The sequence below is a fragment of the Pseudomonas sp. W15Feb9B genome, from assembly GCF_000828175.1.
GTDB classification, from domain to species: domain Bacteria; phylum Pseudomonadota; class Gammaproteobacteria; order Pseudomonadales; family Pseudomonadaceae; genus Aquipseudomonas; species Aquipseudomonas parakoreensis.
In genome coordinates this window covers 74,231-86,394 of the sequence record NZ_JTKF01000026.1, presented here as the reverse complement: position 1 = coordinate 86,394, position 12,164 = coordinate 74,231, and the positions used below count along the sequence as shown (strand labels likewise).

Here is a 12,164-nt window from a genome sequence, read left to right as displayed (position 1 = left end):
CCGTTGGAGAGATGCCAGAGTGGCCGAATGGGACGGATTCGAAATCCGTTGTACCTTCACCGGTACCTAGGGTTCGAATCCCTATCTCTCCGCCATTATTGAACAAGACGAAGCCCCCGTAATCATTGCTGATTACGGGGGCTTTTTCGTTTGTCGCGCTTCAGTCAGGGTATCTTCAGGTTCTTCACGGATTGCCGGGAAAGTCGCTCCTGATCTTCCTGAAAAGAATTCGCAGTCTCGGTAGCCGTAAGTCATCCGCTTGATGGTTATTGATCCCCTCCAGTCATACGGTGTGCACAGGCCACCGCACGCTGCTCAGGATGCCGCGCCAGCAGCGACAGCGTTGCTTGAAGATCTTGTGTGCAAGTTGGTCATGGCGCAGGCAGTTGGCCTCGGGGACCTGCACCCGGTTGGCAGCTCTGGATGAACGCTTCAGCCAGGCGGCGCGTCACCCGGGGATAGCGATCAAGCCAGCTCACGGTTTCCATTCGGTGACCGCGACTACTGCATCCAACCCGTCTGAGTTCGACGTTTAAACGAACTGCCCGCCCAAGGATGGGCAAGTCTGGGATGAGTGGCTGGCAGTATTCATGAGTGGTTGTGCTGGGCTCGCTGCAGGCTGGTAATCGGTTGCTCTTGGCGATCAGACCGATCAACAGCGTGTCACCATCAGGATTGATGGCGACGACAGCAAAAAATAAAACGGCAGGAGCGTATTAATATCGCGCACAAGAACGCCGGTTTGTTAGATGTGCTTGCTCGCACGATCATCATCAATCAAATCGGCGTTCTTGTTTCTGTGTTTTTCGGTACTTCGTGAAGAGCCAAAGAATAGGGTTGAAGCATTGTTCAAGGCTGTGAGCATCCAGAAGCAGTAACCACATGCCGTCGACGCCTGGGTACGGCTGAAGTTTTGTATGCCCGGCACGGTACAACAACTGCAAGCATCAGGCTAAACGCCCGCCGCCAAGCGGGCGTTTTTGTATCCACTCGCAGGCTACAGTTGCGAGGTGCGCTCATTTTTTTCTTGGAGTAGAGACTTCATGATGTATGGTGCAATGAATTGCGAGCCATACATGGATAGATGGTTCCTATCGTTGTATAGCACTTTTCCACCCTTGGCCGCGTAGCATCTATCGGAGTCGCAGAGCTGCGAAGATAAGTCAATTATTTGCACGTTAATAAAGTCTTTCGCTACGCGTTGAACAATTTCGTTGTATGCAGAATTTACAGTGTCCTGATCGAATATTGTCCGCTGGAATGAGCAGTGATCATTCTTTTCAGTAATTCTAAACGGTCGTTGGACACAGGCCGATGGATCAAAGGGAAGCGTTGGGCCGTCTAGAACTACCAAAACATTTTTCTTTGCGTCAGATAGTATTTTGAAGGACCTTCTCATGCCGGACTCCAAGACTTTTCTGAAGTCCGGTTCGTCAGGGTTTTGAATGTCTACAGCGTCTTCATAAGAGCACCGTGGATTATGAGCAAGAAGCACATTTACTACGCTGTTGTCGTTGGCGACATAATCATATGCCTCATTGATGAGGCGATAAGCATTCGCGCGAACCTTCGCCGCGGCTTTATCCTTTTGCGCAGTAGACGTATCATAAAACGGCGCAGCACAACTGGCCGGAAAAACAGCCAAGCCATGTTCCGCGGTGGAGTAGGTACTTAGCCCAGCAAACAAGTGCGCTGCATGTGAGTCGCCTATGACCGAGCTCGTAATCGAACCGTCCTGGATCAGGCATGGGTTGTCAGTCATTTTGTTCCAGTCAGGGAATCTCGTTGCGCAGTTCGCCAGCGAAATTGCAGTATTTTTCTCGATAGCCCGGGCTACTTCGGATTTAGTCTCTAACGGGTCAGCTACTGGCTGTTTATAGGATACAAACCCGCCAAGCACGATAACGATCATCAATCCGACAAATGCAGGGGTTTGACGTGCCTGCTTTAGTATTCCGTTGCGAAGGGGCTTTTCAACTAATGAATAGGTAATCCAGGCAAGTAACAGTGCTGCTGCAACCGCTGCCGATCTTATCTCAATGCTGGGTTCTTCACCTTGGACTATTCGGGCGAACGCAAGCAGTGGCCAATGCCATAAGTACAGCGGAAAGCTGATTAAACCGATAGCTACAGCTACCCGTGTTGAAAAGATCCTTTTGTTGATTATAGATGAAGGTCCTGCAGCTATCAGAAGGACTGAACCAAGCACCGGAAATATTGCACGCCACCCCGGGAAGAGATCGCTCGACTTGAAGCTGAACAGTGCGAAGAATATGAGTACGAGCCCGGTCGCGCTTAAAATGTCATTGAGTGTGGAGCGCTGTTGTTCGACCCTTGATATCCACCACGGCTGCAAACAAGCCCATGCCAGCAATGTACCTGCCAACAGTTCCCAGGCCCGGGTCGGCAGCAAGTAAAATGTGGCGTTTGGATCAACGTGGATGAAATAAAGATTCAAAATCAGCGACACTAATCCAATGGCCAGAATCAGCTTGATAGCGCTAAATCCCAGCTTCCAGGCCGTCCAAAGTATAATGGGGAATAATAGATAAAATTGTTCTTCAATCGCTAGCGACCATAGATGTAATAATGGTTTGAGTTCTGCAGCGATATCGAAATATCCGCTCTCGTACCAAAGTGCGAAATTTGCTACAAAGCCCGCGCCCGCTACGATGTGTTTGGACAGTTCGGTCATTTCATTCGGCAATAGGACAAGCTTGCCAATAAACCAGCAAGATATCAGTACCAGAGTCAAGGCTGGAAAGATTCGACGTATCCTTCTGGCATAAAAATCTGAAAAACTAAACGTTCCTCGGTCCATGCTTTTAAGTAATATGGTTCCGATTAAAAATCCGGATATTACAAAAAATATATCTACACCTACGAATCCACCTGGCATCAATGTTGGGAAAGCATGAAAAATCACAACAGAAATAACAGCAAGCGCGCGAAGGCCGTCTATATCACTTCTATATTTTAAATTGGGGTTTGTCATTGGTTCGGCTCAAGTTGTTACTAGCTGCAAGGCACGGGATAGAAGGTCGCGATAGTGCCATTATTCTGCTGTTAAGGAAACTCTGATCAAAATTTCGCTACGGGCAGAAAAATTGAAAACAGCCTTGGCGTCTAGCGATGTTTAGCTGGGAAGGGGGGGCGCCGGGGATCTTGGACCAAATGTTGATGGCCTGCTAACGTGTTAGAAAAAGCCCCGCAGCTGAAAAGCTGCGGGGCTTTTTTGTTTCTGCGGGTTTTAGAGACCCCGCCTCAGCTCTTCACGGCTGCGGATGCCCCAGCTTCTGCTTGATCAAGTCATACACTTCCTTGTGCGTCGAGTTACGCAGGGTGTTGTCCTTGCAAGCCGAGGCCAGGAAGGTCTTCACTTCATCCTTGGCGTGCGGATAGAGGCTGGCGACGTAGTCGGCTTCGTGTGTTTGAGTGCAGTTGAAGTGTTTGTCGTCTTTTGCTTTGTCTCTGGCCATGGTGCGGCTCCTTTTTTGAGTTGAACGTCGTATGGCTTGACAGGGCTGGATCGCCCCATACGCTGAAGAGCGTAGGGGCGCGGAAGTGCTTCGCCAGCGCTTCAGGCAAAAAAGGAAGTGGCTGTAGGACGCAGCGCTGTGCTGCCCGGTGCGGTCAGATCTCCTTCACCGGCGTATCGCTCTGCACACCCTTGATCAACTCGATCACGTGTAAACAGTCGGCCTTGTTCACGTAGGACTCGCCACTGGCAACCGTCTCGTGGTTTCCCGCCCGCAGCCGCCAGCGCCATTGGCCTTTGCCGGTGCTCGGGGTGCCTCGGGATTGCCTGTAGATCTCGAAATACATTCAATTCGCTCCTTGCGATGGTGTTTGCGACAACCTGTGTGTCGCATCGACGCAAGCCTAGCGGAGCGAGTTTTTTTCGCTATCGGGCATTTGTTTCCAATCGTTGGCAGATGTTTCTGAGGAGTGCGGACTAGAGCGTGCGCAATGGCGTCTGGATTGGCCGGAATGTCGCCATTTGCGCCTTGCAAGGTTAACGGCGCTACTGCTTAATACGGGACGGCTCATGGCGTCGAAAATGCTTCGACGACCGACAAACACTATAAAAAGAGCATTCCCTTGACTGAGCATGGAACAGCACAGGCCACACGGGTCACGTTATCGCTGATTATTCCGGTTTTTAACGAGGAGGACAGTCTCGACGCGTTCATTCGGCGCATCGACGAAGTCTTCCGGCAGCAGACCTCGATTGCTCTGGAACTGGTGTTCGTCAATGACGGCAGTACCGATGCCACGCTTGAGGGGCTGCTGGAACGGCAACGGCACGACTCGCGTCTGCGTATCGTCGATCTGAGCCGTAACTTCGGAAAAGAGGCCGCCTTGTCCGCTGGCCTGCAGATTGCCACCGGGCAGATCGTTGTCCCCATCGATGCCGACCTGCAGGACCCGCCCGAAGTCATTCTGCAAATGATCGAGCGCTGGCGCGAAGGCTATGAAGTCGTGCTCGGCCACCGCATCAGCCGCCGCAGCGACACCTGGGCCAAGCAGACTTCGGCGCACTGGTTCTATCGCCTGCACAACAAGATCGCCGAGCAACCGCTGCCGGAAAACGTCGGTGATTTCCGCCTGATGGACCGTTGCGTGGTCGACGCCTTGCTGACCTTGCCCGAATCCCGGCGCTTCATGAAAGGCCTGTTTGCCTGGGTCGGGTTTCGCACCACCCATGTGGATTACGAGCGGCCCGAACGCGTGGCGGGGCAGAGCAAGTTCAACGGCTGGCGGCTGTGGAATTTTGCCCTGGAGGGCATCACCAGTTTCAGTACCGAACCGCTGCGAATCTGGACTTACATCGGCGCGGCGGTGTCGCTGGTCTCGTTTGCCTTCGCCATTTTTATTGTGGTGCGCACGCTGATCCACGGCGTCGACATGCCCGGTTATGCCTCGTTGATGGTGGCTGTGACGTTCCTCGGTGGCCTGCAGTTGATCGGCATCGGCGTACTCGGCGAGTACCTGGGGCGCACTTACATCGAATCCAAACGCCGGCCGGTTTTTCTGGTGCGTCGCGTCTATGACCCCAAGGACTGATACATGGATCTCAAGGAAACCGACATCCTCGGCGACAGCATCGGCGAGCATTGGTATTACTGCTCCAAAGCGGCGGCAACGCGTCGCCTGCTCGGTGAGGCACCGATCACGCGGATTCTCGACGTGGGCGCCGGATCGGGTTTTTTTTCGCATCATCTGTTGACCCAAACCTCGGCGCAGGAGGCGTGGTGCGTCGATATCAGCTACCCCGCCGATTCTGATGCGAGCACTGCCGGCAAACCGGTGCATTATCGCCGCGATATCGACGCCGTCGACGCGGATCTGGTGCTGCTGATGGACGTGCTCGAGCATGTCGACGACGACCTCGGCCTGCTCAAGGCTTACGTCGATAAAGTGCCGTCCGGCAGCCGTTTTCTGATGACTGTGCCGGCGTTTCAGTTTCTGTGGAGCGGGCATGACGACTTCCTCGAACACAAACGCCGCTACACCCTGGCGCAGTTTGAAGCCCTGACCCGTGACGCCGGTTTGACCGTGCAACGTGGTGCCTACTATTTCGGTGCGGTGTTTCCAATCGCGGCAGCGTTGCGTTTGCTGCCCCAGGGCCCGCAGGCCGCCGCGCCGCAGTCTCAACTCAAGCGTCATCATCCGTTGGTCAACGGCGTGCTCAAGACCCTCTGCCGCCTTGAACTGCCGCTGATGGGCATGAACCGTCTGGCCGGTCTGAGCGTGTTTGTGCTGGCGTGCAAACCGTGACTTCAGCCGATAGATCGGCGTTGATCCAGCGCGGCTTGCGCTTTGCCGTGACCGGGCTGTTCGTCACCGCTCTGCATGCGCTGGTGGCGGTGCTGTTCATCAACTTCGTGGCCCCGCAACCGCCGTTGGCCAACGGTGTGGCATTCGCTGTGGCGACGGTGGTGTCCTACGTGATCAACACCACCTGGAGTTTTTCCGCGCGGCTGCATGGCAGAACATTGGTGCGGTTCATGCTGGTGTCCTTCGGCGGGTTCTTGCTGGCGATGCTCGTTGCGTGGGCAGCGCAATTGGCTGGACTGCACTATTTGCTGGGCATCGGTGCCGTGGCACTGATCATTCCGGCGTTCACCTTTGTGCTACACAATTTCTGGACGTACCGATGAAAGGCTTGAACAAGCATCCGGCCTTGGCGCTGTTGCCAATCCTGCTGGGAGCGCTGGCGTTTTTCCTGGTGATCGGCCCGCGTGCCCTTGATCCGCAAAACATTGCCTGGCTCAAGGACGGCGACCCGGCGACGCATTACCTGGGCTGGGCGTTCTTTCGCCACTCGCCCTGGACCTTTCCGCTCGGGCTGAATCCGTCCTATGGAATGGAGTTGGGCAGTGCGATCATTTTTTCCGACTCCAATCCGCTGCTGGCGTTGCTGTTCAAGCCGTTCAGTGCGTGGCTGCCGGAAACATTCCAGTACTTCGGCATGTGGTTGTTGCTGTGTTTCGTTCTGCAGGCCTGGTTTGCCTGGAAGCTGCTCGGACTGATCACCGACAATCCCGTGTTGCGCTTGCTCGGCACCGGGCTGCTGGTATTTTCGCCGCCGATGTTTCTGCGCACCGGTGGTCATCTTTCGCTGGCCGGGCACTTTCTGATTCTTGCGGCGCTGTACCTGGCGTTGCATCCGGCACTGCAGCGGCGGCGTCTGGCATGGGGCATGTTGCTGGCCGCGACAGCGCTGGTGCATGCCTACCTGTTGGGGATGGTGGCGCTGATCTGGGTGGCTGATCTGCTTGGCAAGCTGCGGGGCGGCAAGCTGATCCGCCGTCAGGTCCTGATCGAGCTGGGCAGTTTGTTCGCACTGGTGAGCGTGTGCTGCTGGCAGGCGGGTTATTTCAGTATTTCCGGTGGCGCGGTGAGCGGTGGTTTCGGCTTTTATCGAATGAACCTGCTGTCGCTGGTGGATGCGGACGGTTGGTCTTACATTTTGACTAACATTCCCACGGCCGGCGGCGATTACGAAGGCTTCAATTATCTGGGGCTTGGCGTGCTGTTGCTGGTGCCCTTGGCCTTGATTGGCGGGTACCGCAGCGGCATTTCGCTGAAGGCACTGGTGAGCCGTCGTCCGTTGCTGTTCTGGGCGTTGATCGGGTTGACCTTGTTCGCGCTGTCGAACCATATCGGCGTCGGCCTGCAGACCTTCAGTTACCCGTTACCGAAGTTTGTGGTGAAGCTTTCGAATATTTTTCGTGCCTCGGGTCGGATGTTCTGGCCGGTGTTTTACGTCATCGTGATATTGCTGACTTATCTGGTGGTGCGCGGCTATCGAACGCGAGTCGCCATGGGGCTGCTGGCGCTGGCGTTAATGGTGCAAGTCACCGACACCCGGATTGCCTGGGCAGGTTTGAGAGCAGCGAAAATGCTGCCCGAAGCGTCGGCCTGGGCCAGCCCGATGCATGATCCGTTCTGGGCCAGTGCGGCGGCGCACTACAAGAGCATCCGTGCCGTGATGCCGAAAAATCAACCGGACCAGTGGCAGGCGATTGCCGATTTCGCCGCCACCCATGGGCTGAAAACCGATGCCGCCTACCTGGGGCGTACGAGCCCCAAAGCCCTGGAAAAGCTGCAGCGCACGACGCAAAGTCAACTTGCCAGTGGCCAGTACGACCCCGACTCGCTGTACATCCTTGATGACGATGCGCTGATGCTGGCGGTAAAAAGCATTCGCAGCGACAGCGATCTGTTGACCCGGGTCGACGACTTTGTCGTGCTGGCTCCTGGTTGGAAACACTGTGATCAATGCCTGGCGATGGTCGATCAGGGGCGAGCGCTGTCGCCGATACCCTTGAGCCAGCCGGGGCTGGTGCAGACGTTCAACCGCAGTACTCGACAACTGGCCAAAGGCTGGTCCACGCCGGAAGCCTGGGGCACCTGGAGTGACGGACAGGATGCGCAACTGCTGCTGCGCGTGGCCCCCGGGTCGCATGCGCTGGTGATTGAGGCGCTGGCGTTTGCCATGCCGCCGAACCTCAGTCAGCGGGTGATCGTCAGCATCAATGGCGTCGAGGCGTTGTCGACGCGTCTGACCCAGGTGCAGGGCAATCGGCTGGAAATTCCGCTCAGCGCGGCGCAGGTCGCCGAGGAGTATCTGAATGTCCAGCTGCATCTGCCAGATGCGGTCAGCCCGAAAAAGCTCGGCTTCAATGACGATGCGCGAGTCATGGGGCTGGGATTGCAAACCCTGACGGTGCAGTGAAATTGTCGAACAAACCGCCAATCGTCTGATAGACGCCGATCCCAAGGACTTCATACACTGCCAGCAGTCTGGGGATCGGGGGCAATGGATGAATCGAAATGAACTACGCAAGGCCGACATCAACCTGATGGTGGTGTTCGAGACCTTGATGCTCGAACGCAACGTGACCCGGGCGGCGGAGAAGCTGTTTCTCGGCCAGCCGACCATCAGTTCGGCGCTCAATCGCTTGCGCGCGATGTTCAATGACCCGCTGTTCATCCGCGTCGGCCATCGCATGGAACCGACCGCCCGCGCCGAAGAGTTGTTCAGGTATCTGTCGCCGGCGCTCGACTCACTGTCGGTGGCGCTGAGCCTGACCCACGACTTCGACCCCGCCGTGAGCAACATGACGTTCCGTATCGGCCTGTCAGATGATGTCGAGTTCGGCCTGTTGCCGCCGCTGTTGCGGGCATTGCGCCAGGAGGCGCCGAGCGTGGTGTTCGTGGTGCAACACGTCGACTACTGGCGCATTCCCGATCTGCTGGCTGCCGGCGACATTACCGTCGGCATCAGCCAGACCCGTGGCTTGCCGGCCAATGCCAAACGCAAGCTGCTGCGGCATATCCAGCCGAGCATCCTGCGTGCCGATGCTTCGGACTCACCGCTGACCCTCGACGAATACTGTTCACGCCCACACGTACTGGTGTCGCACACGGCGAACATCAGCGGCTATGCCGATGAGTGGCTGGCGGAAATCGGTCGCACCCGGCATGTGGTGTTGTCGGTGCCGCAATACAGTGCGCTGCCGGCGTTGCTCGCCGGTACCGACCTGATCGCCAGCCTGCCGGACTACACCGCCGAAGCCATGGCGGCTTCTGGTCGATTGTTCAAAGAACCGTTCCCGTTCAAGACCCCGATGCTGGATCTGTCGATGGTCTGGCTCAGCCATGTCGACAGCGATCCGGCCGAACGCTGGCTGCGTTCGCGGCTTGAGGCATTCATGAGCGAACGGCCACTGACCGCGCCCTGAATTCCACCACAAATCTCCCCTGTGGGAGCGAGCCTGCTCGCGAAAGCGCAGTATCAGACAATATTGATTTGACTGAGACGTCCTCATCGCGAGCAGGCAAAAACCCGCACGGGAGCAGGGCAATGCTGTGGTATATGTACGACCTTTCTGCCGACTGACTGGAGCACCCCATGCCACATCTGCACATGGAATACACCGCCAACCTGCCGCAATTGAACGCGGATGTGGCGTTGATCCGGCTCAACAACACGCTGGTGGGTTCCGGTCAGTTCGCGGCGGAGTTCGATATCAAAAGCCGGGCGGTGAAGGTCGAGACTTTCAAGGTGGGCACCGGCATGGGCGAACGCGCCTTTGTCCACGTGAAGCTGGCGCTGCTCAGCGGTCGTTCGCCGCAAATCAAGAAGCAGCTCTCGGAAAGTCTGTTGGCGGTGCTGCAGGATCTGTGCGAGTGGCCGGCTGGGGTTGAAGTGCAGCTCTGTGTGGAGTTGCTCGATATCGACCGCGATTCCTACACCAAGACCGCCATCGGCGTTTAGGACTCAGGCCGCTTCCAGCTCACTGCAGACCTTGATCACCTGCTCGCGCAGCCAGACGTTGGCGCTGTCCTGATCGGCGTTCTGGCTCCATTGCATGTCGAGGGTGAAGCCCGGCAGGCCGTTCGGCGCTTCGCAATGATTGAACACCGCGTCGTTGGTCAGCAGACGCTGGATGCGCCGGGGCAGGGTGAGGATGAAGTCGGTGCCGGTGATCATTTTCAGCGCCGCGCTGTAGCTGTTGGAGCGGGCGACGATCTGCCGTTTCTGCGCCTGGCGCGCCAGCCATCCATCAACCATGTTGGTGGTGGACGTCCAAGGAGTCGGGAACACATGGCGCCGCTCGGTGAAGGCCTGCAGGCTCAGGCGCGGTTCCAGCGGCGTGGCGCGTTTGTCGAAGACGCAGACCAGATCGTCTTCCAGCAGCATTCGCGACTTGAGGTCGGTGTGGCTGCGGTGGAAGTTGGGGCCGAAACAGATGACCAGATCGAGGCTGCCTTCGCGCAGTTCGTCGGCGGGTACGTCGGTCTCGAACTTGTGCATGTTGACCACCACCGGCAAATCGTCGAAGTCGAAACGCTTCAACAGGCGCGGCAACACCAGTTGCTCGAAGTATTCCGGCGCACAGATGTTGAAGGTTTTCGCTTGGTGGGTCGGGTCGAAGGCCGGGGCACCGGCGTGGCACAGGTTGATGCTTTCGAGAATTTTCTGCACATGGCCGTACATGGTGCCGGCCTTGTAGGTGGGGCGCATGCCTGTGCGGGTGTTGATGAACAGATCGTCTTCGAAACTGGTGCGCAATTTTTTCAGGCAGTAGCTGACAGTGGACTGGCTGACGCACAGCGTCTCCGAGACATCCGTGACGCTGCTTTGCTCATACACGGCGATAAACACCATGAGGTCCTGCATGTCGAGCTTTCGAAGCAAGTTACTGTTCAGCATCCGTTCCGTCTCGCTGTGCTCCTTGCGCTGAATCCGCGCAAACGTGTGCGCATGATCGTAACGGAACGATGGTGCCAGGACAAAGCCTTGTAGGACGATTCAATGTCAGTTGTGGGACAGAAAGTTTTAGCAACACGACGTCGCCAGATAAACCGCAAAAAGATGGCAAGAAGCCTCTAGCCCGGCGATGGTATCTGGCTTCAACGGATATGTCGGGCGTACTGCCGAGGGTCGAAACGCAGCACGATCAGCAACATCACCATCATTACCGCAGTCAGCGACCACCAGGCCCATTCGAAGCTGCCGAGCCGGTCGCGGATCATTCCGGCCAGCAGCGGCGAAAGCCCGGCGATCAAGTAGCCGATACCTTGCACGAATGCGGTCAGGCTGCCGGCGCGCTGCGGGTTGTCGAGGTGATCGAGCGAGACGATCAGGCTCATCGGGAACAAGCCGCCGATGCCCAGCCCCAACAGGCACGGCCACAGCAGGCTGAGGTGTTGCGGACTGAGGATCAACCCGCAGAAGCCTGTGATGATCAGCAGCAGTAAGGCTGCCAGGACCGCGCGACGATCGCGGCTGCGGTTGGCGATGGCCGGCGTCAGCAGCCCGGAAATGACCTCCATGGCGGTCAGAAAACCCAGCAGTAGCCCGGCATCCTGTTCGTTCCAGCCTTGTTCCACGTAATACGGCGCCAGCCACGCGAGTACGCAGGTGTAGGACGCCGTGCCGAGGCCGAAGAAGATGGCGAGCAGCCAGGCACGGGTATTACGCGCGAAGGATTCTTTTCCTGCAGCGGTGTTCTGGATGGATGACGATGGCGACTGTGTCCGCCAGACCAGCAACGCGAGCAAGGCCAGTGCCGCCCAGATCGCCAGCCCGATGCGCCAGCTGCCGGTCTGTCCCAGCACCAGCGGCGAAAATGAGGCGGCCAGCGCGGCGCCGCCCATGATCGACGTGACATACAGGCCCATGCACAGCGCTACATGATCGGGGAAGCGTGACTTGATCAGCGCCGGCATCAACGCCTGAATCAAAGCAATGCCAATCCCCGCCAGCACCGCGCTGCCAATCAACGGCGGCGCCGAATCGAGCCACAGCCGCGACAGCGTCGCCAGTCCGATAATCAGCAGCGACAGGATCACCGCGCGTTGCTCGCCCAAACGTCGACTGATGCCAATACCGAAAAACATCGCCAGTCCCATCGCCATCACCGGCAGCATGGTCAGCAGCGAAGCCAGGCTGAAACTCAGTGCAATGTCGCCGCGTATGGCCGACAGCAAGGGACCGACGGCGGCCATGGACGGGCGCAGATTCAGCGCGACGAGGATGATCCCGAACATCAGCCAGACAGCGGGGCGGGTGGTGCGGACGTTTTCCATCGGCAGACTCTGGATTGCGGAGGCTGCTGATTAGGCGGTGCGGCGCACTTATCGGC

General features: G+C 57.2%; 11 protein-coding genes and 1 tRNA gene. 7 read left to right on the top strand and 5 right to left on the bottom strand.

Annotated elements, in window-relative coordinates; all coding sequences use genetic code 11:
• Positions 1-5 precede the first annotated feature (5 nt).
• Positions 6-95: transfer RNA gene (locus OC71_RS14475), tRNA-Ser, on the top strand.
• A 902-nt stretch (positions 96-997) separates the two neighbouring features.
• Here OC71_RS14475 and OC71_RS14470 read toward each other — a convergent pair.
• The 3 genes from OC71_RS14470 to OC71_RS14460 all read right to left on the bottom strand — a co-directional run bounded on the left by OC71_RS14470 (position 998) and on the right by OC71_RS14460 (position 3,825).
• Positions 998-2,995 (bottom strand): acyltransferase family protein, encoded by a 1,998-nt coding sequence (locus OC71_RS14470; protein WP_041070362.1) that lies wholly within the window; start codon positions 2,993-2,995, stop codon positions 998-1,000.
• A gap of 277 nt (positions 2,996-3,272) precedes the next feature.
• Complete coding sequence (locus OC71_RS14465) at positions 3,273-3,479, bottom strand: hypothetical protein (protein WP_027614505.1); 207 nt, start codon at positions 3,477-3,479, stop codon at positions 3,273-3,275.
• Positions 3,480-3,633: 154 nt separating this feature from the next.
• On the bottom strand, positions 3,634-3,825 hold the full coding sequence (locus OC71_RS14460) for a DUF1508 domain-containing protein (RefSeq protein WP_041070360.1): 192 nt from the start codon (positions 3,823-3,825) through the stop codon (positions 3,634-3,636).
• A 276-nt stretch (positions 3,826-4,101) separates the two neighbouring features.
• Between OC71_RS14460 and OC71_RS14455 the strand changes: the two genes are divergently transcribed.
• From OC71_RS14455 to OC71_RS14430, 6 genes are all read left to right on the top strand, one after another.
• A complete protein-coding gene (locus OC71_RS14455) occupies positions 4,102-5,067 on the top strand; it encodes a glycosyltransferase family 2 protein (protein ID WP_041070358.1) in 966 nt (321 codons plus the stop codon).
• A gap of 3 nt (positions 5,068-5,070) precedes the next feature.
• Positions 5,071-5,781, top strand: a complete 711-nt coding sequence (locus tag OC71_RS14450) for a bifunctional 2-polyprenyl-6-hydroxyphenol methylase/3-demethylubiquinol 3-O-methyltransferase UbiG (protein WP_041070356.1) — start codon at positions 5,071-5,073, stop codon at positions 5,779-5,781.
• Positions 5,778-6,164 (top strand): GtrA family protein, encoded by a 387-nt coding sequence (locus OC71_RS14445; protein ID WP_041070527.1) that lies wholly within the window; start codon positions 5,778-5,780, stop codon positions 6,162-6,164. Before OC71_RS14450 ends, OC71_RS14445 begins: the two co-directional genes overlap by 4 nt.
• Positions 6,161-8,245: a DUF6311 domain-containing protein gene (locus tag OC71_RS14440; RefSeq protein ID WP_041070354.1), complete on the top strand. Its 2,085-nt coding sequence runs from the start codon at positions 6,161-6,163 to the stop codon at positions 8,243-8,245. Before OC71_RS14445 ends, OC71_RS14440 begins: the two co-directional genes overlap by 4 nt.
• An 88-nt stretch (positions 8,246-8,333) precedes the next feature.
• Complete coding sequence (locus tag OC71_RS14435; RefSeq protein WP_041070352.1) at positions 8,334-9,254, top strand: LysR substrate-binding domain-containing protein; 921 nt, start codon at positions 8,334-8,336, stop codon at positions 9,252-9,254.
• Positions 9,255-9,424: 170 nt separating this feature from the next.
• On the top strand, positions 9,425-9,790 hold the full coding sequence (locus OC71_RS14430) for a 5-carboxymethyl-2-hydroxymuconate Delta-isomerase (RefSeq protein ID WP_041070350.1): 366 nt from the start codon (positions 9,425-9,427) through the stop codon (positions 9,788-9,790).
• A 3-nt stretch (positions 9,791-9,793) separates the two neighbouring features.
• On the opposite strand, the gene OC71_RS14425 is transcribed toward OC71_RS14430, so the two are convergent.
• The gene (locus OC71_RS14425; RefSeq protein WP_041070348.1) at positions 9,794-10,729 is read right to left on the bottom strand and encodes a LysR family transcriptional regulator; all 936 of its coding nucleotides are present in this window, start codon (positions 10,727-10,729) and stop codon (positions 9,794-9,796) included.
• A 200-nt stretch (positions 10,730-10,929) separates the two neighbouring features.
• Positions 10,930-12,108 (bottom strand): cyanate transporter, encoded by a 1,179-nt coding sequence (locus tag OC71_RS14420; RefSeq protein WP_041070346.1) that lies wholly within the window; start codon positions 12,106-12,108, stop codon positions 10,930-10,932.
• Positions 12,109-12,164: the final 56 nt, after the last annotated feature.

Excerpts from the sequence above, each read along its gene's own strand:
- OC71_RS14470 (WP_041070362.1), bottom strand. The coding sequence starts at position 2,995 with ATGACAAACCCCAATTTAAAATATAGAAGTGATATAGACGGCCTTCGC.
- OC71_RS14465 (WP_027614505.1), bottom strand. The coding sequence starts at position 3,479 with ATGGCCAGAGACAAAGCAAAAGACGACAAACACTTCAACTGCACTCAA.
- OC71_RS14460 (WP_041070360.1), bottom strand. The coding sequence starts at position 3,825 with ATGTATTTCGAGATCTACAGGCAATCCCGAGGCACCCCGAGCACCGGC.
- OC71_RS14450 (WP_041070356.1), top strand. The coding sequence starts at position 5,071 with ATGGATCTCAAGGAAACCGACATCCTCGGCGACAGCATCGGCGAGCAT.
- OC71_RS14440 (WP_041070354.1), top strand. The coding sequence starts at position 6,161 with ATGAAAGGCTTGAACAAGCATCCGGCCTTGGCGCTGTTGCCAATCCTG.
- OC71_RS14435 (WP_041070352.1), top strand. The coding sequence starts at position 8,334 with ATGAATCGAAATGAACTACGCAAGGCCGACATCAACCTGATGGTGGTG.
- OC71_RS14430 (WP_041070350.1), top strand. The coding sequence starts at position 9,425 with ATGCCACATCTGCACATGGAATACACCGCCAACCTGCCGCAATTGAAC.
- OC71_RS14425 (WP_041070348.1), bottom strand. The coding sequence starts at position 10,729 with ATGCTGAACAGTAACTTGCTTCGAAAGCTCGACATGCAGGACCTCATG.
- OC71_RS14420 (WP_041070346.1), bottom strand. The coding sequence starts at position 12,108 with ATGGAAAACGTCCGCACCACCCGCCCCGCTGTCTGGCTGATGTTCGGG.